This window comes from Pseudomonas sp. lyk4-TYG-107 (assembly GCF_030209055.1).
Taxonomy (GTDB): Bacteria; Pseudomonadota; Gammaproteobacteria; order Pseudomonadales; family Pseudomonadaceae; genus Aquipseudomonas; species Aquipseudomonas putida_A.
Window position 1 is genome coordinate 160,395 of the sequence record NZ_JARVST010000004.1, and the last position, 22,948, is coordinate 183,342.

Annotated in this window: 24 protein-coding genes; 14 read left to right on the top strand and 10 right to left on the bottom strand. The window is 61.7% G+C overall.

Features of this window, described 5'->3' with window-relative positions; translation table 11 throughout:
• Nucleotides 1–6 precede the first annotated feature (6 nt).
• A complete protein-coding gene (locus QRN61_RS04730) occupies nt 7–2,658 on the top strand; it encodes a DUF4118 domain-containing protein (protein WP_285373347.1) in 2,652 nt (883 codons plus the stop codon).
• Nucleotides 2,659–2,706: 48 nt separating this feature from the next.
• Nucleotides 2,707–3,405: a response regulator gene (locus tag QRN61_RS04735; protein WP_047295501.1), complete on the top strand. Its 699-nt coding sequence runs from the start codon at nt 2,707–2,709 to the stop codon at nt 3,403–3,405.
• 141 nt (nt 3,406–3,546) lie between these two features.
• Here QRN61_RS04735 and QRN61_RS04740 read toward each other — a convergent pair whose 3' ends face one another.
• Nucleotides 3,547–4,584, bottom strand: coding sequence for a patatin-like phospholipase family protein (locus QRN61_RS04740; protein ID WP_047598663.1), 1,038 nt, complete (start codon nt 4,582–4,584; stop codon nt 3,547–3,549).
• Nucleotides 4,585–4,800: 216 nt separating this feature from the next.
• Between QRN61_RS04740 and QRN61_RS04745 the strand changes: the two genes are divergently transcribed.
• The 3 genes from QRN61_RS04745 to QRN61_RS04755 all read left to right on the top strand — a co-directional run bounded on the left by QRN61_RS04745 (nt 4,801) and on the right by QRN61_RS04755 (nt 6,948).
• Nucleotides 4,801–5,079: a hypothetical protein gene (locus QRN61_RS04745; protein ID WP_007963692.1), complete on the top strand. Its 279-nt coding sequence runs from the start codon at nt 4,801–4,803 to the stop codon at nt 5,077–5,079.
• Between the two features lie 79 nt (nt 5,080–5,158).
• Nucleotides 5,159–5,926, top strand: coding sequence for a CHAD domain-containing protein (locus tag QRN61_RS04750; protein WP_027612456.1), 768 nt, complete (start codon nt 5,159–5,161; stop codon nt 5,924–5,926).
• Between the two features lie 227 nt (nt 5,927–6,153).
• Nucleotides 6,154–6,948 (top strand): acyl-CoA thioesterase, encoded by a 795-nt coding sequence (locus QRN61_RS04755; protein WP_103368370.1) that lies wholly within the window; start codon nt 6,154–6,156, stop codon nt 6,946–6,948.
• Nucleotides 6,949–6,953: 5 nt separating this feature from the next.
• Here QRN61_RS04755 and QRN61_RS04760 read toward each other — a convergent pair whose 3' ends face one another.
• The 3 genes from QRN61_RS04760 to QRN61_RS04770 form a co-directional block, all read right to left on the bottom strand.
• Entirely contained in the window at nt 6,954–7,319 is a 366-nt protein-coding gene (locus QRN61_RS04760; protein WP_027612458.1) for an Mpo1-like protein, read from the bottom strand.
• A 213-nt stretch (nt 7,320–7,532) separates the two neighbouring features.
• Nucleotides 7,533–9,014, bottom strand: coding sequence for a methyl-accepting chemotaxis protein (locus QRN61_RS04765; RefSeq protein ID WP_098964916.1), 1,482 nt, complete (start codon nt 9,012–9,014; stop codon nt 7,533–7,535).
• Between the two features lie 210 nt (nt 9,015–9,224).
• Nucleotides 9,225–10,031 (bottom strand): TatD family hydrolase, encoded by an 807-nt coding sequence (locus tag QRN61_RS04770; protein ID WP_285373348.1) that lies wholly within the window; start codon nt 10,029–10,031, stop codon nt 9,225–9,227.
• 235 nt (nt 10,032–10,266) lie between these two features.
• Between QRN61_RS04770 and QRN61_RS04775 the strand changes: the two genes are divergently transcribed.
• The 3 genes from QRN61_RS04775 (at nt 10,267) to QRN61_RS04785 (ending at nt 12,791) form a co-directional block, all read left to right on the top strand.
• Nucleotides 10,267–11,691, top strand: coding sequence for an MltF family protein (locus QRN61_RS04775; RefSeq protein WP_285373349.1), 1,425 nt, complete (start codon nt 10,267–10,269; stop codon nt 11,689–11,691).
• Between the two features lie 108 nt (nt 11,692–11,799).
• A complete protein-coding gene (locus QRN61_RS04780; protein WP_007964771.1) occupies nt 11,800–12,234 on the top strand; it encodes a DoxX family protein in 435 nt (144 codons plus the stop codon).
• 248 nt (nt 12,235–12,482) lie between these two features.
• Nucleotides 12,483–12,791, top strand: coding sequence for a hypothetical protein (locus tag QRN61_RS04785; RefSeq protein ID WP_003226820.1), 309 nt, complete (start codon nt 12,483–12,485; stop codon nt 12,789–12,791).
• A 5-nt stretch (nt 12,792–12,796) separates the two neighbouring features.
• On the opposite strand, the gene greB is transcribed toward QRN61_RS04785, so the two are convergent.
• The 3 genes from greB to QRN61_RS04800 are packed head-to-tail and all read right to left on the bottom strand — an operon-like array spanning nt 12,797 to nt 16,516.
• Nucleotides 12,797–13,294 (bottom strand): transcription elongation factor GreB, encoded by a 498-nt coding sequence (greB, locus tag QRN61_RS04790; protein WP_016770885.1) that lies wholly within the window; start codon nt 13,292–13,294, stop codon nt 12,797–12,799.
• Between the two features lie 34 nt (nt 13,295–13,328).
• Complete coding sequence (locus QRN61_RS04795) at nt 13,329–15,833, bottom strand: ABC transporter permease (RefSeq protein ID WP_285373350.1); 2,505 nt, start codon at nt 15,831–15,833, stop codon at nt 13,329–13,331.
• Nucleotides 15,833–16,516, bottom strand: coding sequence for an ABC transporter ATP-binding protein (locus QRN61_RS04800; RefSeq protein ID WP_007964778.1), 684 nt, complete (start codon nt 16,514–16,516; stop codon nt 15,833–15,835). Before QRN61_RS04800 ends, QRN61_RS04795 begins: the two co-directional genes overlap by 1 nt.
• Before the next feature lie 10 nt (nt 16,517–16,526).
• Between QRN61_RS04800 and QRN61_RS04805 the strand changes: the two genes are divergently transcribed.
• From QRN61_RS04805 to QRN61_RS04815, 3 genes are all read left to right on the top strand, one after another.
• Nucleotides 16,527–17,132, top strand: a complete 606-nt coding sequence (locus QRN61_RS04805; RefSeq protein ID WP_285373351.1) for an arylesterase — start codon at nt 16,527–16,529, stop codon at nt 17,130–17,132.
• Nucleotides 17,133–17,189: 57 nt separating this feature from the next.
• Complete coding sequence (locus tag QRN61_RS04810) at nt 17,190–17,483, top strand: hypothetical protein (protein ID WP_003226812.1); 294 nt, start codon at nt 17,190–17,192, stop codon at nt 17,481–17,483.
• Nucleotides 17,484–17,619: 136 nt separating this feature from the next.
• The gene (locus tag QRN61_RS04815; protein WP_027613458.1) at nt 17,620–18,591 is read left to right on the top strand and encodes a L,D-transpeptidase family protein; all 972 of its coding nucleotides are present in this window, start codon (nt 17,620–17,622) and stop codon (nt 18,589–18,591) included.
• Nucleotides 18,592–18,713: 122 nt separating this feature from the next.
• Here QRN61_RS04815 and oprI read toward each other — a convergent pair whose 3' ends face one another.
• On the bottom strand, nt 18,714–18,965 hold the full coding sequence (gene oprI, locus QRN61_RS04820; protein ID WP_025113130.1) for an outer membrane lipoprotei OprI: 252 nt from the start codon (nt 18,963–18,965) through the stop codon (nt 18,714–18,716).
• 635 nt (nt 18,966–19,600) lie between these two features.
• On the opposite strand from oprI, the gene QRN61_RS04825 reads away from it, so the two are divergent.
• Entirely contained in the window at nt 19,601–19,882 is a 282-nt protein-coding gene (locus tag QRN61_RS04825; protein WP_003226804.1) for a GNAT family N-acetyltransferase, read from the top strand.
• A 60-nt stretch (nt 19,883–19,942) separates the two neighbouring features.
• Here the strand turns inward: QRN61_RS04825 and QRN61_RS04830 are convergent, their stop codons facing one another.
• Together QRN61_RS04830 and QRN61_RS04835 are read right to left on the bottom strand one after the other, a co-directional pair.
• On the bottom strand, nt 19,943–21,019 hold the full coding sequence (locus QRN61_RS04830) for a 3-deoxy-7-phosphoheptulonate synthase (RefSeq protein WP_027613457.1): 1,077 nt from the start codon (nt 21,017–21,019) through the stop codon (nt 19,943–19,945).
• A 129-nt stretch (nt 21,020–21,148) separates the two neighbouring features.
• Nucleotides 21,149–21,592 carry a PilZ domain-containing protein gene (locus QRN61_RS04835; protein ID WP_003226800.1) on the bottom strand — a complete coding sequence of 148 codons (444 nt, stop codon included), beginning with the start codon at nt 21,590–21,592 and terminating at the stop codon, nt 21,149–21,151.
• Between QRN61_RS04835 and QRN61_RS04840 the strand changes: the two genes are divergently transcribed.
• Entirely contained in the window at nt 21,591–21,977 is a 387-nt protein-coding gene (locus tag QRN61_RS04840) for a thioredoxin family protein (RefSeq protein WP_027613456.1), read from the top strand. The two genes, QRN61_RS04835 and QRN61_RS04840, sit on opposite strands and share 2 nt — an antisense overlap.
• Entirely contained in the window at nt 21,978–22,934 is a 957-nt protein-coding gene (locus tag QRN61_RS04845; RefSeq protein WP_027613455.1) for a putative 2-dehydropantoate 2-reductase, read from the top strand. It abuts the gene before it with no gap.
• The last annotated feature ends 14 nt before the right edge of the window (nt 22,935–22,948 follow it).

Consider the following 22,948-nt stretch of genomic DNA (forward strand, 5'->3'; position numbering starts at 1 on the left):
TCAAGCATGAGCGACTCCGGCCGCGCCGACGCGCTGTTAGCAGACCTGCCCCGCGACGGCCGTGGCCGGCTGAAGATTTTCCTCGGCGCCGCCCCCGGGGTCGGCAAGACCTACGCCATGCTCCAGGCCGCGCACACGCAATTGCGCCAGGGCGTGAAAATCATCGCCGGTGTCGTCGAAACCCATGGCCGTGCAGAAACCGAAGCGCTGCTCGGCGGTTTGCCGCAGCAGCCGCTGGTGCGCTCGGAATACCGTGGCGTGATGCTCGAAGAAATGGACCTCGACGGCCTGCTCGCGGCCAAACCCAAGCTGGTGCTGGTGGATGAGCTGGCGCACACCAACGCCCCCGGCAGTCGCCACGCCAAGCGCTGGCAGGATATTCAGGAACTGCTCGCCGCCGGCATCGACGTCTACACCACAGTCAACGTCCAGCACCTGGAAAGTCTCAACGATCAGGTGCGCGGCATCACCGGTGTGCAGGTGCGTGAAACCCTGCCGGACTGGGTGCTGCAGGAAGCCTACGAACTGCTGCTGATCGACCTGCCGCCGCGTGAATTGCTGGAGCGTCTGCGCGAAGGCAAGGTCTACGTGCCGGAGCAGGCGCGGGCGGCGATCGATGCGTTTTTCACCCAGACCAACCTCACCGCGTTGCGCGAGCTGGCGATGCAAACGGCGGCCGCGCAGGTTGATAACGATCTCGCGCAAGGCTATCGCCAACTTGGTCAGGCAGCTCCGGCGGTGCGCGGGCGTTTGCTGGTCGGCGTCGATGGCGATGCGCATGCCGAACGCCTGGTGCGTCACGCCAGTCGCGTGGCCCAGCGTCGGCATTTACCGTGGAGTCTGGTGCATGTCGACAACGGCACAGTGCGCGACGAGCAATCGCGCCTGCGCCTGCAAAATGCCCAGCAACTGGCCGAACGCCTCGGCGGCGAAGTGGTATTGCTGCGCGCCGGCGAAGTGGCGAAAACCCTGATCCAGCATGCCGCCGAACGCCGTGCGAGTCTGCTGCTGGTCGGGCAGTCGCGGCCGAGTCTGCGCCGTCGCCTGTTCGGTGGCGGGCTCGCCGCGCGTTTGCTGCGCCAGGCCCACGGCCTGGAAATCAACGTCCTCGACAACGACCATGAACACCCGCAGCCGCGTCTGCGGGCGACGCCGACGCTGGTCTGGTTCGACTATCTGTTGGCGCTGGTTGCCACGCTGTTGGCCAGTGCCCTGGCATGGGCGGTATCGAGTATTTTGCCGCTGCCAAATATCTCGCTGGTGTTCCTCGCGGCGGTGCTGCTGGTGGCGGTGCGCAGCAGCCTGGGCCCGGCGCTGGCCTGCGCGGCGTTGTCGTTTCTGACTTACGATTTTCTGTTCATTCCACCGAATTTTTCCTTCGCCATCCAGCGTGAAGAAGACGTTCTGACCTTGCTGTTCTTCCTGCTGATGGCGGCGCTCACTGGTAACCTCGCGGCGCGTCAGCGGCGGCAGTTGCAGGCGTTGCGCGACACGCAGGAAGAGACCACGGAGCTGCTCGATCTGTCGCGCAAACTCACTGCCGCAACCGATCGTCAGGCAGTGATCAGCGCTGCGGCGCAGCACCTCAACGGCTGGAGCGATCTGCAATTGTGCCTGCTCAACCGCGACGGCCAGGGCGGCTGGAAAGTCGAGACCGGCGGGCCTCTGGAATTCAGCGAATCGGAACGTGCCGCAGCCGACTGGGCCTGGCAACACGATCAACCGGCCGGCATGGGCACCGGCACGCTGCCGTTCGGTCGCTGGTGGTGGTGGCCGCTGTCGGTGGAGGACGGGCCGCTGGCGCTGCTCGGGGTCTGCGCCAAAGAGGGCCAGACCTTGAGCGGCCAGCGTCGACGCCTGCTCACCGCGTTGAGTCAGCCACTGGCGCAGGCACTGGCGCGGGCGCAACTGGCGGACGATCTGGAAGCCGCGCGCCTGCACGGTGAAACCGAGCAGTTGCGCAGTGCGCTGCTGGCCTCGGTATCGCATGATCTGCGCACACCGCTGACCGCCATGCGCGGCAGCATCGACAGCCTGCTGGCCCTCGGCGAAGCGATTCCGCTGGAGGATCGCCGCGAGTTGCTCGAAGGCACCCGCGATGAAGCCGAACGCCTCGACCGCTACATCCAGAACCTGCTGGACATGACCCGCCTCGGCCATGGTGCATTGAAGCTCGCGCGCGACTGGGTAGCGCCGGCGGACATCGTCGGCAGTTCGCTCAATCGCCTGCGTGCGGTGCTCGCGCCGTTGCAGGTCAGCACCGATGTGCCGTCCGAGTTGCCGCTGCTGTTCGTGCATGCGGCGCTGATCGAACAGGCGCTGGTCAATGTGCTGGAAAACGCCGCACGCTTCTCGCCGGTTCACGGTCGTTTGCAATTGAGTGCTGGTGCCAATAACGAAGAGATCTTCTTCACAGTCAGCGATGAGGGGCCGGGGATTCCCGAGGACGAGCGGGCGAAGATTTTCGACATGTTCTACACCGCCGCACGCGGTGATCGCGGCGGACAGGGCACGGGGCTGGGGCTGGCGATCTGTCAGGGCATGGTGGGTGCGCATGGCGGGCGCATCAGCGTCGCCGACGGCATCGACGGGCACGGCACCAGCATCACCCTGCACCTGCCATTGCAGACGCAACCGGGGATGGACAATGAAGCCTGATCGCGACTGCGCTACTCTCTTGCCAATCTTTTGTGTTGATGTGAATTCATGAGCCAGACCGCGACCATTTTGGTCATCGATGACGAACCGCAGATCCGTAAATTCCTGCGCATCAGCCTCGCCTCACAAGGCTACAAAGTGCTGGAGGCCGGCACCGGTGCCGAGGGCCTGGCCCAGGCCGCGCTGAACAAACCCGACCTGCTGGTGCTCGACCTCGGCCTGCCGGACATGGACGGCCAGCAGGTGCTGCGCGAGTTTCGCGAGTGGGCCACCGCGCCGGTGCTGGTGCTTTCGGTGCGGGCCAGCGAAGGGCAGAAAGTCCAAGCGCTGGATGGCGGCGCCAATGACTACGTGACCAAGCCGTTCGGCATTCAGGAATTCCTCGCCCGGGTCCGTGCGCTGTTGCGTCAGGCACCGGCCGGCGAGGCCCAGCAAGCAGCGCTGACGTTCGGCCCATTGACCGTGGATCTAGCCTATCGACGAGTGCTGCTCGACGGTGCCGAAGTGGCGCTGACTCGCAAGGAATACGCAGTGTTGGCGCAACTGGCACGGCATCCGGGCCGGGTGATCACCCAGCAGCAATTGCTCAAGGACATCTGGGGGCCGACGCATACCGAGGACAGTCACTACTTGCGGATTGTGGTCGGGCATTTGCGTCAGAAGCTGGCGGATGATCCGACGCGGCCGCGGTTTATTGTGACGGAGGCGGGGGTTGGGTATCGGCTGTTGAGTGACAACAGCCTGTAGGTTTTGGGTTGGCTGAGCTGACGCCTTCGCGAGCAAGCCCGCTCCCACAGGATTCTCCGGTGTGATTGAAATTTGTGTTTCACACCGGCCACTGTGGGAGCGGGCTTGCTCGCGAAGAGGCCCTGACAGCCAGCCGTGATTTCAGCCCTGCTCACTCTCATACCGATCCAGCGTATCCCGCGCAATCTCCCGCCCCAGCGCGATTAGTTCCGGCGCCTTGTAGAACTCGAAAAACCGGCACACGCGCTTCGGCACGTTGATCAGGATGTCCGGCGGATAGCCGGCGATCTTGTACTGCGCCAGCGAGGTCTGCATCACCTCGAAACTCTGGTTGATCAGGTCCAGCAGCGACGCCGGCCCGACGTTGTCGATGATGAACGAACCGGTGGCGGACTTCGGCGCGCCTTCGCGCTCGGGTGCCGCTGCCGGTTGCTGACTTTCCGGTTCGCTGCCTTCCAGCCACGGGTTGATGTCGGCGGCTTCGGCGCGCAGCGCCTCCTGTTCCAGCAACAGCAATTGCTCGGCCTGTTTGCGGCGGAACGGCATCTTCGAACCCAGCGAACTGAGCAAACTGTCGAAGCGCGAACGAAACGCGGGCGGGCGCTGAATCACCGGCAATTTGTAGTGGCGCTGGTTGGTCGCGTTGAGGTTGACCGCGATGATCAGGTCGCAGTGGCTGGAGACCACCGGCACGATCGGCAACGGGTTGAGAATGCCGCCGTCCACCAGCATCCGGTTGCCTTGCATCACCGGGGTGAACAGGCTGGGAATTGCCGCCGAGGCGCGCATCGCCTGATGCAGGCAGCCTTCCTGAAACCAGATTTCCTGCTGGTTGGTCAGGTCGGCGGCGACCGCAGTGTAGGGGATGCGCAGGTCTTCGATGTTGATCTCGCCGACGATCTTGCGGATCTGCCCGAAGACCTTTTCGCCACGAATTGCGCCGAGGCGAAAACTCACATCTACCAGCCGCAGCACATCCAGATAGTCGAGGGTTTCGATCCAGGTGCGGTACTCGTCAAGTTTGCCCGCCGCATAGATCCCGCCGACCACCGCGCCCATCGAACAACCGGCAATGCAGGCAATGTCGTAACCGCGTCTTTCGATCTCCTCAATGACCCCGATATGGGCATAGCCCCGGGCGCCACCGGAGCCCAGCACCAGTGCGACACGCTTTTTCATCAAACTTCCTCCCGACAAGGCTCCACAATGCACCCTTCGGGGGGCGGGCGACAATCGGCAGGGTCGTTGGGGGCAGCCGGGGCGTCGTTTTTTCGATACTCCGTGACCGCTCGGCGCTATGCTCTGGTCACCGCAGATTCATGGGGCGCCAAGGCACTTTTCCCGCGCCGCAACGTCTTACCTGCACGACTGTTGACCTATTTTGAGGTGTGAGTGATGAAAGCCTGGATCTGTGTGCCGTTGATCGCGCTGGCATTGGCCGGTTGCGCGGGCAAGACTGCTTATCGGGACAGCTGTGGCAGTCAGCTGGATGCGGCGTGGCATGAACTGGACCTGGCCAAGGCCGAAGGTTTCGCCGGCACGGTCAGCTACTCCAAGGCGCTGTCGTTGCTGACGGCTGCCAAGACTCAGCAGCAATTCGAAGGCTTTGAAGGCTGCAGCAACAAGGCCGAGAAAGCCCGTTTCTATATTCGCGAATCCCGCGCCGGACGCTAAGCTGCTGACCTGACGCAAGGATGCGTCTGCCTTGCAGCGGCAGACTGGTCTTTCAAGCCATTTGAATCAGGAGCAAGCGATGTCTGGGTTGGTTGACCGGTTGGTGGCTCATGTCCTGAGCCTGGAAGTGCGGCTGCTGGCCTGTCAGGCGCGCCTGACTGCGCGGACCGACCCCGAGGCGCTGCACGACTTGCGCACCACGGTACGGCGCTTGCGCAGCCTGTTGCGACCCTTGCGTGGTTTGCCCGGAGTCGAGCAACTGGAGGGCGCGGCGTCGGCAGTTGGTCAATTGACCACACCGTGGCGTGATCGCGAGGTGTTGGCGGCGTATCTGCTCAAGCATGATCAACCGCAAGCGGCGCAGCGGCGCATGGCGCAAATGGACGAAGCCTATCCAACATTGGCGGCGAGCGCCGAAGTGGCTTCGCTGCTGATTATCCTCGATGCCTTCCCGCGATTCCTGCGTGCTTCCGAGCGCCAGGGCCTGCTCAAGGGCCTGGGCAAACGCATCGAAAAACGCCTGCACAAACAATGGAAGAAACTCGACGAGGCGCTGCACGATCCGGCCCACGACCGCCATCGTCTGCGCTTGCTGATCAAGCGCGTGCGTTATGGCATCGAAGCCTATCCGGAACTCGATCGCCTGCCTGAGCCGGCGCTGGCGCGGTTGAAGTCGGCGCAGGGCGCGCTGGGTGACTGGCACGATTGCTGGCAGTGGCTGGCGCGGGCCGAACTGGAAAGCGATCTGCAACCGTGCGTCGCGACCTGGCAGGCGGGCCTGATCAAGGCAGAAGCCAAGGCCGATCGGGTGCTCGACAAACTCAGCACTGCCTGCTTCAAATCCTGAATTCTCCATAGAACCTTTGTGGGAGCGGGCTTGCTCGCGAAAGCGGTGTATCAGTAGACAGATCGGTGACTGACACACCGCTTTCGCGAGCAAGCCCGCTCCCACATTCGATTATCTTCCTGACCTTAAGGCCTTTCTGTCAGTCCATTTGACCGGAATAGACGCTGCGGCGCTCTGCCATGCTGGTTAAGATCGCTGCATCCCTTTTTTCGCTTGCCGAGGTTGTCATGCGCTTTTCCGATCTGATCGAGGCGGTCCGTCGCCAGCCAGAAGTGACCATTCCCGCCGAGTGGGGTCAGGGGCGAGCCAGTTTTGGTGGCCTGGTGGCGGCGCTGCAATACGAGACCATGCGCGCGAATGTGCCGGCGGATCGCCCGGTGCGTTCGTTGGCGATCACTTTTGTCGGCCCGGTCGAGCCGGAAATTCCGGTGCGTTTCGAAGTTGACGTGTTGCGCGAAGGTAAAGCGGTCAGCCAGGTGCTGGGTCGGGCTGTGCAGAACGGTCAGGTGGTGACAATTGTGCAGGGCAGCTTCGGCGCTTCGCGACCTTCGGAAGTGGCCGTTGCCGCCTATCCGGCAGCCGAAATGAAACACTGGGACGAATGCCAGGAGTTGCCCTACATCAAGGGCGTGACCCCGGAATTCATGCGGCATCTGGCGATGCGCTGGAGTGTCGGCGGCATGCCGTTCACCGGCAACACATCGCGGCAGATGGGCGGCTGGGTGCGTTTGCGTGGCGATGTGAAGGAAGAGCCGGTCAATGAGGCGCATCTGCTGGCGCTGGTGGATGCGTGGCCACCGGCCTTGTTGCCGTACCTGAAGAAGCCGGCACCGGGCAGCACGCTGACCTGGACTATTGAATTCGTGCAGCCGTTACGCGAGTTGAGCACCCTGGACTGGTGCAAATATCTGGCAGACATCGAATACGCCGCCGACGGCTATGGCCATGTCGCCGCCAAGCTGTGGAGCGCGGAGGGAGAGTTGATCGCCATGAGTCGGCAGACCGTGACGATTTTTGCCTGAATCACTCAATGCCGACGGTGGCGCTCCCGCCAGGCGCGCCACCAGCCGCCACTGAGGAAGAACCGTGGAAAGGTCAGAAACTGCTCGACCAGCAAGCGCGACACGGCATCTTTACGATCACTGAACGGCTCGGAGGCTTGCGCCTCCAGGCTGTGGCCGTGGCGCTGCAGACCCAGCGCCGCGACGATACCGATCACACCGATGGCAATACTGGCCAGACTCAGGCTGAACACGCCGGACACTATCAGCAGAAATGCAACGATGAACAGCGGCACGGCAATCAGGTGCAACACCAGATTGGTCGGGTGCTGGTGATTGTTCGGGTACGCGCGCCATTGCCACGCGGGAAGATTGGGGTGACGTTTGCCCATGTTGACTACTCCTCGATCCATGTTGAACACATGCTTGAAGAATAGGCCGGGGCGGGTGGGGCGGCGAATCAAGGTTGGCTATGGTGGTGATAGGCGTTATCGCCGGATTCGATGTTGATCCGGCTGACGCCTTCGCGAGCAGGTTCACTCCTACAAAGGATCTGCTGCGCACACAAATCCCCTGTAGGAGTGAGCCTGCTCGCGATGAGTCCCTTAAAGTTTGAGTTGACCGATGGCCTTGCTCAATTCCCCGGCCAACGTCGCCAACTCATTACTGGTAGTCGCCGAATCCACGGTTTGTTGCACGGTGTTTTCGGTCACATCACGAATGCTCACCACCGCCCGATTCATCTCTTCCGCCACTTGGCTTTGTTGCTCCGCCGCCACCGCAATCTGCGTGTTGCTCTCGCGCATCTGCGCCACGGCGCCAGTGATTTCCGCCAGTGCTTCGCCGGCCTCCTGCGCCTGCTGCACGCAGTCATCGGCCTTGTACGAACTCTCCTGCATGAAGTCCACCGCATCGCGGGTGCCGGCCTGCAGCGCCGAAACCATGGTGGTGATTTCATCGGTGGAGGTCTGCACGCGCTTGGCGAGATTGCGCACCTCGTCGGCAACCACCGCAAAACCGCGGCCCATCTCGCCGGCACGGGCCGCTTCGATGGCGGCGTTCAGCGCCAGCAGATTGGTCTGTTCGGCGATGCTGTGGATCACACTGACTACGCCGTTGATCTTCTGGCTGTCTTCGGCCAGGCGCTGGATCATTTCGGCAGTCTGCTGCACACCGCTGGAGAGTCCGGCAATCGACTGTTGCACGCGGCTGACCACTTGCTGGCCACTGCCGGCCAGACCATCGGCGGTCTGCGACAGGTCGCGGGTGGCGCCGGCGTGCTGGGCGATGTGGTAAACCGTGGCGGTCATTTCGTTGATCGCGGTGGCGGCCTGATCGGTCTCGCTCTGTTGACCGAGCATGCCGTGGCGCACTTCGTTCATGCTCGCCGCCAGACGCGCAGCGCCGACGTCGAGTTGCCGCGCGGTGTTGGCGACGGTGGTGACCACGCGCTGATAACCGGCCTGCATCGCGTTGAACGCATTGGCCATTTGCCCGACTTCGTCCTTGCAGGCCAGCGGCACGCGGGCCGAGAGATCACCACTCTTCTCTACATGCAGCATCACGTCTTTCAAGGTGTTGAGCTGACTGAGCAGGAAGCGGATCAGCAACTGCGAAGCGCCGAGCATGGCCAGCATCAGGATGAACACCGCCACCGCGTAGTTGGCAAAACGATCACTGAACACTTGCGCCAGGCTCGGGCCATAGGCGATGACCGCGACTTGCTCGCCGTCGGCACGGCTGAACACTTCAGCGCCCAGCAGCGGGTTGTTGCCGAACAGCGGCAGATGATTGATCTCGTTCCAGCCGTTGCTGTCGCTGATCTCCAGCAGCGGTTGATCATTAAGGCGCGGCGCTTCCCCGCGTTTGAAGGTCAGCACCTGATCGGCCTTGGGCAGCGCCTGCCCAGCCGGCCAGGCCTTGAGCAATTGCGCCTGGGCCTGTGCGGAAGCCTGTGAGGCGTGGCTGCGTGCCTGCTGCTCAAGCTGCACGGCATACAGCACCAGCAGCAGGGTGGTGACGAAAGCGACCGCATTGACCGCCCAGAATTTGTATTTCAGCGAGATATTGCTAAGCCAGGCACCCATGGAGGTCTTCTCTGATAGCGGAAACAGTTTTGGCAAGGTGCCAGCATTGTGCCGCTATGCAGATCTGAAGATCTTGATACATATCAAAAGAACACATCGCCCCCTGTGGGAGCGAGCCTGCTCGCGAAGAGGGCGTGTCAGCCAACATCATTGACATTTGAACCACCGCTTTCGCGAGCAAGCCCGCTCCCACAGGGGGATTCTGGCGTGTCAGGGCAGGGCGGGGAGGTTGAAGAACGCGCGGGCACACGCCGTTGTGTGCGCAGCCAGATCTTTCTCGGTCTCGCCCCGATGCAGCGCCACTTCGCGCAGCACCTCGGTCAGATATGCCGGTTCATTACGGCCGTTCTTCGGCTTTGGGCGCAAGGTGCGAGGTAGCAGGTACGGCGCGTCGCTTTCGAGCATCAGTCGTCCGCGCTTGATCTCCTTGACCAGCGGGTGCAGATGCGTGCCACGGCGCTCGTCGCAGATCCAGCCGGTGATGCCGATGTGCAGGTCCAGATCGAGGTAACTGAACAGGGCTTTTTGCTCGCCGGTAAAGCAGTGCACCACGGCGGCGGGCAGTTGATCGCGGAAGTCCCTGAGGATTTCCAGCAGACGCTGACTGGCATCACGTTCGTGCAGGAACACCGGCAACTGCAGTTCTACCGCCAGCGCCAGATGTTCTTCGAGGACTTTTTCCTGTTGCGGGCGCGGCGAGAAATCACGGTTGAAATCCAGTCCGCATTCACCCACGGCGACCACGTTTGGCTCTTGCAGCAGACTGCGCAAACGACGCGCGCTGTCAGCGTTCCAGTCACTGGCCGAATGCGGGTGAATGCCAGCGGTGGCAAACAGCCGCTGGCCGCTTTGATCCAGTTGCCGGCAGAGCTCCAGCGCCTGCTCGCTACCCTCGACGCTGGTGCCGGTCAGCACCAGTTGGCAGACCCCGGCAGCGTAGGCGCGGTCGAGCACGGCCTGATGTTTTTCGGCGAAACTGGGGTTGGTCAGGTTGACGCCGATATCGATGAGTTGCATGGTTCTACCTCGGGCCGAAGGCCGGAAAGCATACCAGAGCTGTAGATTTATAAGAAAAGCCAAGAACTACAACGAGTTATAGCTGTCTTTTGATGCCATGACGTAGCCCGGGTTGGCAGAAAAGCCATCACTGTGCCAGTCTCTCGCACTTTGCCAGCGCTCCAGGCGCTCTGTTTTCGTCGGTGATTTCGACCGTTCAGCGGTGAAATCACCCCGTATTCTTTCCGGAGAGTGGATGCATCGTCCCTCGGTTTTGCTCCTGTTGTGCGCGTCGCTGCTGCTGCTGCCGATAACGGCGGTTGCGCGCTTGCCCGGGCCACAGCAAGCCGTGCCGGCCGCCAAGGTTCGTGACCTGTCGGAGATCCGCAGCAGTCGCGTGTTGCGCGTGCTGGTCAATCAGAGTCGCAACAGTTCCGGTGAAGTCCAGGGTCAGGCCATCGGCGTCGAATACCATCGCCTGCGCGCCTTCGAGCAATACCTCAATGGCCACGCCCGCGATGGTCAGGAAATTACCCTCAAGATCATTCCCAAAGCCAAGGATCAGCTGCTCGGCGCGTTGCAGCGTGGTGAAGGTGATCTGGTCGCGCCCGGTGAGCTGCTCGATCTGCAACCCGGCCACGCGGTGGCCAGCAGTGAGCCGATCGCCAGCAACGTGCCGCTGGTGCTGGTCGGCATCAAGGGCGAGCGCCGTTACACCAAGGTCGAGCAGCTTTCCGGCAAGATCCTGGCCTTGCCCACCGGCAGCGCGGCGGGGGAGGCAGTCAGCCAGCTCAATCAGAAACTGGCGTTGCACAAACTGGCGCCGATCAAGATCGAATGGGTTGACCCTACGTTGGCGGTCGAGGACGTGCTGGAGATGGTGCAGGGCGGGATTTTCCACCTGACCGTCGTCGAGCAACCGATCGCCGAGCGTTGGGGCAAGATCCTGCCCAAGCTGCGTTTCGACCGACAATTGATGATCAGCGAGCCGGGTGAGGAATACTGGTTCGTGCGCCGTGATGCCTCGATGCTGCGGGCGAGCATCGATCTTTTCCTGGTCGGCTACAGGAAGCCGGCGAACGAGGATGCGGAGTTTCTGCGGATCTATCGACGGCTCTACAAAGTGCATTATCCGTTGGCCAAGGCTGACCGTCAGCGTCTGGAGAAACTGCGCCCGACCCTGCAAAAACACGCCGACGCGCAAAGCATGGACTGGCTGAATCTGGCGGCGCTGGCCTTCAAGGAGTCAGCCCTGCAACCCAGCGCCCGCAGCGGCAGTGGCCCGACCGGGTTGATGCAGATTACCCCGTCCGCAGCGCAGCGAGTCGGTGTGAGCAACATCCAGAATCTCGATGCGAATGTGCAGGCCGGGGCCAAGTACCTGGCGATGATTCGCCGCAAGTTTTTCAACAGTCCGAAACTCAATGAGCGCGAGCGCATGGCGTTCACCCTGGCGGCCTACAACATCGGCCCGGAGCGGGTGCAAGGCATGCGCGCCGAGGCACGGCGGCGCGGGCTGAATCCGAACCAGTGGTTCTTTCAGGTCGAGCGCATCGCCATGGAGCAGGTGGGCATGGGCCCCGTCAGCTATGTTAATAGCGTGAACAAGTATTACTTGGCGTTCGACCGGGAACGGGAGTCGCTGGAGCCCCGGGGACAGAAAGTCGCTTCACGGAAATGATCTAATAATTTGATTGTTATAGCGGAATAATTGCGCTTTTAACATGAATTTAACTGATTAATATAGCGGCCAATCCCAACACACTTCTCGCAAAACAAGGAATGCCCCATGAGCTCTCTGATCAACAAGGTTCTGTTCACTCGCGCCGGTTACGGCCTGACCATTCTGCGTATCGCGGTCGGCGTGATCTTCGCCGCCCACGGTTCGCAAAAACTGTTTGGTCTGTTCGGTGGTTACGGTCTGGCGGGCACCGCGCAATACATGGACAGCATCGGTCTGCACCCGGGTTACCTGATGGCCACGCTGGCCGGCGGTACCGAGTTCTTCGCCGGTCTGGCGCTGATCATCGGCCTGCTGGTGCGCCCGGCAGCGCTGGGTCTGACCTTCCTGTCGCTGGTGGCGATCTTCACCGTACACATCAGCAACGGTCTGTTCATGGCCAACAACGGTTACGAGTTCGCTCTGGCGCTGCTCGGTGGCAGCCTCGCGGTGATGATCGAAGGCGCCGGCAAGCTGTCGGTGGATCGCGCCATCGCCGGTTGAGCGCTCTGGCTCAAGCAAAAGGCCCGCATTGTGCGGGCCTTTTTTGTTGCGGCCGATTCTTGACACTCATCGGTCACGTTATCTAGGATGTTGCTCATGCGCCGATTTAAACAGCTACTTGCGGGGCGCCAGGTGACTCAGACAGTTGCCGTCAGAAGCCGGAACAGGGCTTCGAAATACCGCTAAAGCGCTGGTTCGGTGTTGCCTCTCACCTGCCATGCAGACTTTTGAGGCAGAGACACGACACGATGAATGCACTACGCCCTCCAGCACGTCCCGCGCCGATCACGGCACATATCACCCAGCGCAACCCGAAAATCCTGCTTGGCGGCAAACATCAGCCAACGCTGTTGCGTTATCTCGATGGCTGGCCACGTCGCAGCGGCGGTCCTGCCGCGTTCCTGATCCAGTTCGTTGAAGATGGCGAGTCGCTGGCGCGGTTTGCCAGTGACAGTTTTGACCTGGCGGTGATTCAGGCACCGAGCGCTGAAGACGCGCCGGAAATGATCAAGCAACTGACCCGCGTTGCGCGGCAGGGTTTGATCACTCGCCGCTGAAACGCTCAGGGATATTCGATCGCCACGATATAGACAAACTGCTCACCGGTTGGCGTCTGTACCCGGACTTCGGCGTCCAGCGCCTTGCCGATCAAGGCGCGGGCCAGTGGTGAGTCGATGCTGATCAGACCCAGTTTCAGATCCAGTTCATCCGGACCGACGATGCGGTAGCGCGACTGCTTGCCGTCTTCGTCCTCGATGGTCACCCAGGCGCCGAAGTAGACCTTGTTCGGATCGCTGGGTTTTTCGCTGACGACCTTCAGTGCTTCGAGACGCTTGGTGAGAAATCGCACGCGGCTGTCGATCTCGCGCAGCATTTTCTTGCCGTAGGTGTACTCGGCGTTTTCCGAACGATCACCCTGCGCCGCTGCTTCGCTGACCGCTTGCGTTACCTGCGGGCGGCGCACATGCCACAGCTCATGGAATTCGGCGCGCATCCGCGCTTCACCTTCAGGGGTGATCAGCGCGGTGCCGGCGGTGCGGGGAGGGCGATAACGGCTCATGGCAACTTCTTGTGGTGACGAAGGCTGGAGTCTATCAACCCTCGCGCAAGACTGTCAGCGGACTCGCATTCAATGCCCGACGCGTGCCGAACACCCCGGCACCGCCAATCAGCGCGGCGCCAATCAACGGCAGCATCAGCAACCATGGATGCGGATGCCATGGCAGATCGAACGCATAGCGATACAACACCAGACTCACCACTTCCGAACCGATGGACGCGAGCAAACCGCTGACCGCACCGAGCAAGCCGAACTCGATGCGCCGCGCCTTGATCAGCAACTGCCGTTGCGCGCCCAGCGCACGCAGCAGCGCACCTTGGCGAATGCGTTCATCCAAGGTTGCCTGCAAGCCGGAGAACAGCACCGCCATCCCCGCCGCCAACACAAACAACAACACGTATTCCACCGCCAGGGTGACCTGGGCGAGGATGCTGCGCAGCTGTTCGAGCAGGGCTTCGACCTGAAGGATGGTCACCGCCGGGAATGCCCGTGACAGCTCGACGATCTGCTGATCGTGACCGGGTGCCAGATAGAAACTGGTCAGGTAAGTCGCCGGCAGATCCTTCAGGGTGCCGGGCTGGAAGATCATGAAGAAGTTCGGCTGGAAGTTGTCCCAGTTGATCTCGCGCAGGCTGGTGACTTTCGCTTCACGATTGACCCCGCCGACGCTGAACACCATGTGATCGGCGAGTTTGAGCTTGAGGCTTTCGGCGACTTTACCTTCAACCGACACGCCCGGTACGTCGTCCGAGGGTTGCCCGGTCCACCACGTACCGGCGGTGAGCTTGTTGCCGGCCGGCAGGTCGGCGGCCCAGGTCAAGCTCAAGTCGCGTTGCACCGCGCGGTCGCCGGCCGAATCCTTGCTGACGATCTGCTGCACCGGTTCGCCGTTGATGCTGATCAGCCGTCCCGGCACCACTGGGTACAGCGGCGCCGCCTGCGCGGACACCTTGATCAAGTGATCGGTGAAGGCCTGTTTGTCCGCCGGCAGGATGTTCAGGGCGAAGTAGTTGGGGGCGTTTTTCGGTAACTGGTTTTGCCAGGTGTCGAGCAGCTCGCCACGCAGCAGGGCGATCAGCGCCATCGACAGCAGGATCAAACCGAACGCCAGCGCTTGCCCGGCCGCCGCCAGCGGATGACGCAACAACTGGCCCAGACCGAGACGCCACGGCAGCGGCGCGCGGGCGAGCATTCGGCGCAGGCTGTTGAGCAACAACAGCAGCAAGCCACCCAGCACCAGCGCAGCGACCACGCCACCGCCAAGCAGGGCGAAGGTCAGCAGCAGATCCAGACTCAGGCGCCACATGATCAGGCCCAGTGCACCCAGCGCCGCGCCATAGACCATCCAGGTGCTCGACGGAATCGGCAGCATGTCGCGGCGCAGTACCCGCAGCGGTGGCACCCGACCCAGCGCGGCAAGTGGCGGCAGGGCGAAGCCGGCCAGCGCCACCAGCCCGGTGCCGATCCCGGCGAGCGCCGGAAACAGACCGCCGGGCGGGACGTCCGCTGGCAGCAGATCATGCAGCAGGGCAAACAGGCCCAGTTGCGCCAGCCAGCCGAGCACTGCGCCGCTGAGGGCAGCGAACAGGCCGAGTACGGTCAGTTGAATGCTGAACAGCAACATGGTTTCCCGACGCGACAAACCAAGGCAGCGCAGCAAGGCACTGGCATCGAAGCGGCGACTGGCGAAGCGGTTGGCCGACAGCGCCACGGCCACGCCGGCCAACAGCACCGCGACCAGACTGGCCATGTTCAGGTAGCGCTCGGCCTTGCCCAGCGCGCCGCCGATCTGCCGGTTACCGTCGCGCGCATCCTGAATGCGCTGATTGGCGGCCAGACCGGGTTTGAGCAGTTGTCGGTAGGTTTCCAGCGCCTGCGGTTCGCCGCGCCACAACTCGCGATAACTCACGCGGCTGCCGGGCTGGACCACACCAGTGGCGGCGAGGTCCTCGAGGTTGATCATCACCCGAGGCGTGAGGCTGTAGAAGTTGCCGGCGCGATCCGGCTCGTAAGTCAGCACGCGGGTCAGCTTCAGGGTTTTCATGCCGACGTCGATGCTGTCGCCGATCTTCAGATCCAGCGCAGTCAGCAGACGAGCTTCAACCCACGCTTCACCGGGTTGCGGCTCGCCGCCCGAGGTTTCAGCGGCAAACGGGGCCGGGGCACTTTTCAGCTCGCCGCGCAGCGGGTAGGCGCGGTCGACGGCTTTGATGCTCGATAACTGAATGCCGTTGTCGGTGGCAATGACGCTGGAAAACTCCACCACCTGCGCATGATTCAAGCGCAGCTCGGTACCGCTGCGAATCTGTTCGTCGCGGGCCGGCGAGCTGCCCTCAAGCACCAGGTCGGCGCCAAGGAACTCGGTGGCGCGCAGCATCATCGCACCGTTGAGGCGGGCGCCGAAGTAGCCGATGGCAGTACTCGCCGCGACAGCCACGACCAAGGCAAAAAACAACACGCGCAATTCGCCGGCGCGGGCATCGCGCATGAGTTGACGTAGGGCGAGACTGAACAGACGCAACAGCGGCAGACGTGCCATCAAGGCTCCAGAGGGGCAACCAGCAGCCCGGCTTCAAGTCGGATCAGGCGCCGGCAGCGATGGGCCAGGCGTTCGTCGTGGGTCACCAGCACGAGGGTGGTGCCGCGTTCCTTGTTCAGTTCGAACAACAAGTCGCTGATGCGCTCGCCGGTGTGGCTATCGAGGTTGCCGGTGGGCTCGTCGGCGAACAGCACGTCCGGCTCGGCAGCGAAGGCCCGGGCAATCGCCACGCGCTGTTGTTCGCCGCCGGAGAGCTGGCGTGGCGAGTGCGTCAGGCGCTGGCCGAGACCGACCCGTTGCAGCAGTTCGGTGGCGCGTTCGCGGGCGTCTTTGCGGCCATCGAGTTCCAGCGGCAGCATGACGTTTTCCAGGGCGTTGAGGCTGTCCAGCAATTGGAAGGACTGAAAGACGAAACCCACGTGTTCGGCACGGATGCGCGCGCGCTGGTCTTCGTCGAGATTGCTCAGGCCTTGCCCCGCGAGGATGACTTCGCCGCTGCTTGGCAGGTCGAGGCCGGCGAGCAGGCCGAGCAGGGTGGATTTGCCGGAACCGGACGCGCCGACGATGGCCAGGCTGTCGCCCTGGTTCAGTTCCAGGCTGAGTTCGTGCAGGATAGTCAGTTCACCTTCCGCGCTGGGAACCACTTTGCTGAGGTTCTTCGCGGTGAGAATGCTTGCGCCCATGGAGAATCCGATGCGTGTTTGGTTTTTGAGTGCTGGCCTGGCCTTGATGTGCATGGCCCAGAACGCAGCGGCGGGTACTGTCCTGATCGTTGGCGATAGTATCAGCGCCGGTTTCGGACTGGATACCCGCCTGGGGTGGGTATCGCTGCTCGAGCAACGGCTCAAGCAGGAGGGTTTTGACGACAAAGTGGTCAATGCCTCGATCAGCGGCGACACCAGTGCCGGAGGCCAGGCGCGCCTGCCGGCGCTGCTTGCAGAGCACAAGCCGGAACTGGTGATCCTCGAGCTTGGGGGCAATGATGGCCTGCGCGGAATGCCGCCAGCGCAATTGCAACAAAACCTTGCGGCGATGATCGACAGCTCGCGCCAGAGTGGCGCCAAGGTGTTGCTGCTGGGCATGCAATTGCCGCCCAACTACGGCAAGCGTTACACCGATGCCTTTGCCGAGGTCTACGGCAAACTTGCGGACGATAAAAAAATCCCGCTGGTGCCGTTTTTCCTCGACGGCGTGGGTGGGCATCCCGAGCTGATGCAGGCCGATGGTCTGCACCCGGCCGCCGGGGCTCAGGGCAAGTTGCTGGAAAATGTCTGGCCGACGCTAAAACCGCTGTTATGAGGCTTTTCTAGTGGCAGGCTTTCGGCTAATGTGGCGCCCCCTTATTTGGAGCCCCCGATGCCGCGTCCTGCCTGGTCCCTGTTTGCCTACCAACTGATCGAGCCTGACGAACAGCTGGATCTGTTCGCCTGCCAGGAAGTGCGGGTGCATCTGGTGACCCGTCAGCTCGAACTCGGTGGCTCGGCAGACCGCACGTTGTGTGGCAGTCTGCTTCCAGCCCAACCGCGTTGGTCGAGTGTGGATCGTCGGGTGTTTCAGGATCAGCGTCTGTGTTCGTTGTGCCGGGCGATTCTCGAGTCGCAGAAGCGCGGCACCTCGCCGATCTGGCCTGAGTTGCGTTTCGAACTCTAGGATCAACAGATCGCAGCCTGCGACAGCTCCTACATGAAGACTTCTGGCTGGCCATCGGCGCATCTCCCCGAATTCCCGAGGTGCGGTGTACAATCGCGCTCTTATACCCTTGTTGATCATGCGAAGGATTTTCCGGATGTTGCCGCGCTTTCCTGCCGTCACCCGCTGCCTGTCACTTGCCGCCCTGTGTGTGGCCGGTCCCGTTGCTGCATTGGAGTTTCCCCTGCCACCACCCGGTGAGGACATCATCGGCCAGGTGCAGGTGATCAAGGCCAAATACGAAGACACCTTCGCTGACCTGGGCACCAAGTACGACCTGGGCTATTCGGAAATGGTCGCGGCCAACCCGGGCGTCGATGCCTGGCTGCCGGGCGCCGGTACCGAAATCGTCCTGCCGACCCGGTTCATTCTGCCGCCGGGTCCACGCGAAGGCATCGTGATCAACCTCGCCGAGTACCGCCTCTACTATTACCCGAAAGGCCGGAACGTGGTGTACACCTTCCCGCTGGGGATTGGGCGTGAAGGTTGGGGCTCGCCAATCGCACACACCTCGATCACTGCCAAGACGCCGAACCCGACCTGGACCCCTCCGGCGTCGATCAAGGCCGAGCACGCCGCCGACGGTGATCCGCTGCCGAACGTGGTACCGGCCGGCCCGGACAACCCGCTGGGGCCGTTCAAGTTCACCCTGGGCACTCCGGGCTACCTGATCCACGGTTCGAACAAGAAGTTCGGCATCGGTATGCGCACCAGCCACGGCTGCTTCCGCATGTTCAACAACAACGTGCTGGAAATGGCGGCCATGGTGCCGGTCGGCACTTCGGTGCGCATTCTCAACGATGCCTACAAGTTCGGCAGCAGTGGCGGCAAGGTCTATCTGGAAGCGCACACACCCATCGATGACAAGGGCAACCCGTCAGTGGTCGACAAGCACACTGCAGTGATCAATGCGATGCTCAAGCGCGAAGATGTCACCAACAACCTGCGCGTGAACTGGGATGTCGTGCGTGATGTGGTAGCGGCCGAAGATGGCCTGCCAACTGAAATCGGCACACCGAATACCTCGGCGCCGATGGTCTCGAACACCCCGATCGACCTGCAGCAGTAAGTCGATCAAAACCCGCAGGCGCGTGCAGCGTCGGCGGGTTTTTTATTGCCCGGGGGAAAGTACCGGCAATAAAAAAGCCGACCCAAAAAATGGGTCGGCTTGATAACAATCCCGAGGGATTATTACTTGCGGCTAGCTTTGTCCAGCATACGCAGAGCACGCTCGTTAGCTTCGTCAGCAGTCTGTTGTGCTTTTTGAGCAGCAGCCAGAGCTTCATCAGCTTTACGGTATGCTTCGTCTGCACGAGCTTGAGCGCGAGCAGCTGCGTCTTCAGTAGCGGTCAGACGTGCTTCGGTTTCTTTCGATGCGCTGCTGCAACCGGTAGCCAGAACTGCGGCCAGAGCCAGAGCAGAGAATTTCAGAACGTTGTTCATCGTGTTCCCCTTCAAGGACTTTCAATTAAGTGGCTTTCTCCTCCGATTGAGGAAATAGCCGGCGTACATACTACCCATTACTTGTAGTAAGTAAACTGACGGAGCGCAAGAAGCAAAAAAAATTGTAGGCGTTGATTCTTTTTCGAGCAACTTTTAACCGGGCTGTATAAAAAATATCCAGCTGCAGGCCCCGGCCTGAGCGTGTTAATGAGAAAAAGTTCCCGTTGTCCGGTGCTGTTTCTGCGTCTTGCACCAAGTCTGCCTAGATGAATTCGTCTACACTTTTGTTCCGATTTTGCATGACACCTCACATATCTTTGTCGCTCTTGAGGTGACTTTAAAGAAGAGGCTGCGTCTTAAGTCTCGACATCCGGCAATGTTCAGGCGAGTGCCTGGGGAAGATCGTCCCCGCGCCTGCCACTACGCCCATCGGAGTCACCCGTTCAACGAGCATGATGACGAGCGCACCTTGAGCATTTTCGCCAATGGTGCCTACTATTTATGACGTGCTCGATTGCGCGAGACCGGTGTGGTTTTTCTCGGTGTCCATCAGGCACGGGGTGGCGTAGATGTTCCTTCGCCGGAAAAACATCGGTAAGGTAGGGGTCAGAATTCGAGACCCGCGAGGAGTAGTGATGAGCGAGGCGTTGTCCATCCACCATGACCAGGCTGGTCATCAGTTCGAGACCAATGTGGACGGTCATCGTGCCTACCTGACCTATATGGATCTGGGGAAACAGACCCTGGATATCTATCGCACCTTCGTGCCCAACGCCTTGCGCGGCCGTGGCATTGCCGCCGCGCTGACCGAAAGCGCGCTGCAGTACGCCGAAGAAATGGGCTACACGGTGATCCCGTCGTGCTCCTACGTCGAGCGCTACATGGAACGTCATCAGCGCCGCGCCGCCAAGATCTGAATCGCACACACGAAAACGCCGGGCAATGCCCGGCGTTTTTTTATGCCCGTGAAACGCTGATCAGCTGCGCTGACGTTTCGGCAGAACATCCTTGAGCTTGGCGTGCATGCCGCGCAGGGTGTTCTCGGTGGCGGACCAGTCGATGCAGGCATCGGTGATCGACACGCCGTATTGCAGGTCGGCGAGGTCTTTCGGGATGGCCTGGCAGCCCCAGTTCAGATGACTCTCGACCATCAGGCCGATGATCGACTGGTTGCCTTCGAGGATCTGGTTGGCGACGTTCTCCATCACCAGCGGTTGCAGGGCCGGGTCCTTGTTGGAGTTGGCGTGGCTGCAATCGACCATGATGTTCGGTTTGATCTTCGCCTTGTTCAGCGCCTGCTCGCACAGGGCGACGCTGACCGAATCGTAGTTCGGCTTGCCGTTGCCGCCACGCAGCACCACGTGACCGTAGGCGTTGCCCTTGGTGGTGACGATCGACACGCCACCTTCCTGGTTGATCCCCAGGAAACGGTGCGGGCTGGACACCGACTGCAGGGCGTTGATCGCCACGGTCAGGCCGCCGTCGGTACCGTTCTTGAAGCCGACAGCCGAGGACAGACCGGAAGCCATTTCACGGTGGGTCTGGGATTCGGTAGTGCGTGCGCCGATGGCCGACCAGCTGATCAGGTCCTGCAGATACTGCGGGGAGATCGGGTCGAGGGCTTCGGTGGCGGTCGGCAGGCCTTTCTCGGCCAGGTCCAGCAGCAACTGGCGACCGATATGCAGACCGTCTTGAATCTTGAACGAGTCATCCAGGTACGGATCGTTGATCAGGCCTTTCCAGCCAACGGTGGTTCGTGGCTTCTCGAAATACACGCGCATGACCAGATACAGGGTGTCGGAGACTTCCTCCGCCAGCACCTTGAGGCGATCGGCGTATTCGTGGGCAGCCTTGATATCGTGGATCGAGCACGGGCCGATCACTACGAACAGACGGTGGTCGGTGCCATCAAGAATGTTGCGAATGACTTCGCGGCCCTTGGTGACGGTGCGCAGCGCAGCATCGCTCAGAGGGATATCACGCTTGAGCTGATCGGGAGTGATCAGGGTCTCGTTAGAGGCGACGTTTAGGTCGTTGATCGGTAAATCAGCCATCGTTTACTCGTCAGGTCACGGGTGCCGGCCGCCAGCGATCCCCGCGCGGCGGAGCACAGCAGATTTAAGCGCGTCGGGGAGCCGAACCTTAGCGCGTCAGACGCGGCTCGACAATGGGCAAACGCCGCTTTAATCCAGCACTGGCTGGGCAAAAGCCTTGCGCACGCTGTCGTGGGAGAACTCGTCGGCGTGTTGTTCGACCCATTGCAGGGCCAGCGCCTGAATATCCTGCAGATCGTCGTGGGCCTCGTTCATGCGGCAATAACGCTCGATCTGGCACACCTGTTCACCCATCCGGGCACTGAACAGCGTCTGCTCATCGGTGAATGCGATCCCCACCAGATAGCCCTTTTTGCGCCGCAGACACCACGCGACATAGCCCGGATAACAGATCTCGGCGTTGAGTGTCGGCATGCGCACTTGCAGCGCCGTGCCGTGGCGCCACGCGCGGTGATAATTGCAAGCGATCCCGCCGAGGCTGATAGTGTGCAGCTGTTGCCTGGAAATACACTCGGGCTTGAGCAAGGTTAATTCAACCGGCACTTCGTCCGGATGAGGAATGAAACGTCCCATGAGCACAGACTCCCTGTGTCGGCCATTTGACATTGTTTCACCCAGTATAGTGGTCGAATCCGAGCTGACCGATTTCGACGCCGACCAGCGGCTGCTGGCGATGAGCGGCGTTTCGCTGGTGATTTTCACCAGCGTCGGCTGTTCCAGCTGCCGCTATGCCAGAGAGGTGTTGCCCGGGTTCGAGCTGGCGGTGGATCGCCTGTGCTGGATCGATGCCGGCAACAACGGCGGGTTGGTGGAGCGCTATCAGGTCTTTCATTTGCCGGCGCTGTTTGTGGTACGCGACGGCGAGTTCTTTGGGGCATTGCACACGCGTCTGACCGCCGTTGCGCTGAACGCGGCAGTGGCGCAGGCGCTGGGTCGAATTGCAGAGGAGTTGCCATAGATGGTGGGAGCAGACAGCAAACCGGTGATCGGGATTATCGGCACCGGGGCCATTGGCGGGTTTTACGGTCTGATGCTGGCGCGGGCCGGTTTCGATGTGCACTTTTTATTGCGCAGTGAATTCTCGGCGGTGGCCGAACGTGGTTTGCAGGTGGACAGTGCCGTGCATGGCACCCTGACGCTGAACCCGGTGCAGGCCTATGCGAAGGCCGAGGACATGCCGGCTTGCGACTGGTTGCTGGTCGGCGCCAAGACCACCAGCAGCGCGGGTCTGGCCCCGGCGATCATTGCTGCGGCCAGGCCCGGCGCGAAAGTGCTGGTGCTGCAGAACGGTCTGGACGTCGAAGACAGCTTGCGCGAGTTGCTGCCCGATTCCCTGCATCTGCTCGGTGGTCTGTGCCTGATCTGCGTGCATCGCGAAGGGCCGGGACACATCACCCATCAGGCCTTGGGTGCGGTGAATGTCGGCTATCACAGTGGCCCGGCGGCGGATGAAGCGGCGCGCATGGCGCTGGTCGAGGAGGGTGCCGGTCTGTTCCGCGCCGCTGGCATCGATTCGCAGGCGATGCCCAATCTGCAACAGGCGCGCTGGCAGAAACTGGTGTGGAATATTCCCTACAACGGTCTCTCGGTGTTGCTCGGCGCCGGCACCACGCCGCTGATGGCCGACGCGGACAGTCGCGCGCTGATCCAGGCGTTGATGGCCGAAGTGGTGCAGGGCGCCAGGGCCTGCGGTCACGACGTTCCTCCCGGTTACGCCGAGTACCTGTTCATGATGACCGAGAAAATGCCCGACTATTGGCCGAGCATGTACCACGATTTTCTGCATAAACGGCCGCTGGAACTGGAGGCGATTTATGCCCGGCCACTGGCTGCGGCCAAAGCGGCAGGCTGTGAGTTGCCACGGATCGAAGCGCTGTATCGCACATTGAGTTTTATCGACCGACGCAACACTTGAGTCGGTTTTCGGGG

Bases quoted from the DNA above. Each gene is read 5' to 3' on its own strand.
- QRN61_RS04775 (WP_285373349.1), top strand. From the start codon at position 10,267: ATGCATCGTCCCTCGGTTTTGCTCCTGTTGTGCGCGTCGCTGCTGCTG.
- oprI (WP_025113130.1), bottom strand. From the start codon at position 18,965: ATGAACAACGTTCTGAAATTCTCTGCTCTGGCTCTGGCCGCAGTTCTG.
- QRN61_RS04800 (WP_007964778.1), bottom strand. From the start codon at position 16,516: ATGGGCGCAAGCATTCTCACCGCGAAGAACCTCAGCAAAGTGGTTCCC.
- QRN61_RS04770 (WP_285373348.1), bottom strand. From the start codon at position 10,031: ATGCAACTCATCGATATCGGCGTCAACCTGACCAACCCCAGTTTCGCC.
- QRN61_RS04825 (WP_003226804.1), top strand. From the start codon at position 19,601: ATGAGCGAGGCGTTGTCCATCCACCATGACCAGGCTGGTCATCAGTTC.
- QRN61_RS04840 (WP_027613456.1), top strand. From the start codon at position 21,591: ATGAGCACAGACTCCCTGTGTCGGCCATTTGACATTGTTTCACCCAGT.
- QRN61_RS04750 (WP_027612456.1), top strand. From the start codon at position 5,159: ATGTCTGGGTTGGTTGACCGGTTGGTGGCTCATGTCCTGAGCCTGGAA.
- QRN61_RS04755 (WP_103368370.1), top strand. From the start codon at position 6,154: ATGCGCTTTTCCGATCTGATCGAGGCGGTCCGTCGCCAGCCAGAAGTG.
- QRN61_RS04795 (WP_285373350.1), bottom strand. From the start codon at position 15,833: ATGGCACGTCTGCCGCTGTTGCGTCTGTTCAGTCTCGCCCTACGTCAA.
- QRN61_RS04785 (WP_003226820.1), top strand. From the start codon at position 12,483: ATGAATGCACTACGCCCTCCAGCACGTCCCGCGCCGATCACGGCACAT.
- QRN61_RS04735 (WP_047295501.1), top strand. From the start codon at position 2,707: ATGAGCCAGACCGCGACCATTTTGGTCATCGATGACGAACCGCAGATC.
- QRN61_RS04810 (WP_003226812.1), top strand. From the start codon at position 17,190: ATGCCGCGTCCTGCCTGGTCCCTGTTTGCCTACCAACTGATCGAGCCT.
- QRN61_RS04765 (WP_098964916.1), bottom strand. From the start codon at position 9,014: ATGGGTGCCTGGCTTAGCAATATCTCGCTGAAATACAAATTCTGGGCG.
- QRN61_RS04845 (WP_027613455.1), top strand. From the start codon at position 21,978: ATGGTGGGAGCAGACAGCAAACCGGTGATCGGGATTATCGGCACCGGG.
- QRN61_RS04805 (WP_285373351.1), top strand. From the start codon at position 16,527: ATGCGTGTTTGGTTTTTGAGTGCTGGCCTGGCCTTGATGTGCATGGCC.
- QRN61_RS04835 (WP_003226800.1), bottom strand. From the start codon at position 21,592: ATGGGACGTTTCATTCCTCATCCGGACGAAGTGCCGGTTGAATTAACC.
- QRN61_RS04745 (WP_007963692.1), top strand. From the start codon at position 4,801: ATGAAAGCCTGGATCTGTGTGCCGTTGATCGCGCTGGCATTGGCCGGT.
- QRN61_RS04730 (WP_285373347.1), top strand. From the start codon at position 7: ATGAGCGACTCCGGCCGCGCCGACGCGCTGTTAGCAGACCTGCCCCGC.
- QRN61_RS04780 (WP_007964771.1), top strand. From the start codon at position 11,800: ATGAGCTCTCTGATCAACAAGGTTCTGTTCACTCGCGCCGGTTACGGC.
- greB (WP_016770885.1), bottom strand. From the start codon at position 13,294: ATGAGCCGTTATCGCCCTCCCCGCACCGCCGGCACCGCGCTGATCACC.
- QRN61_RS04830 (WP_027613457.1), bottom strand. From the start codon at position 21,019: ATGGCTGATTTACCGATCAACGACCTAAACGTCGCCTCTAACGAGACC.
- QRN61_RS04740 (WP_047598663.1), bottom strand. From the start codon at position 4,584: ATGAAAAAGCGTGTCGCACTGGTGCTGGGCTCCGGTGGCGCCCGGGGC.
- QRN61_RS04760 (WP_027612458.1), bottom strand. From the start codon at position 7,319: ATGGGCAAACGTCACCCCAATCTTCCCGCGTGGCAATGGCGCGCGTAC.
- QRN61_RS04815 (WP_027613458.1), top strand. From the start codon at position 17,620: ATGTTGCCGCGCTTTCCTGCCGTCACCCGCTGCCTGTCACTTGCCGCC.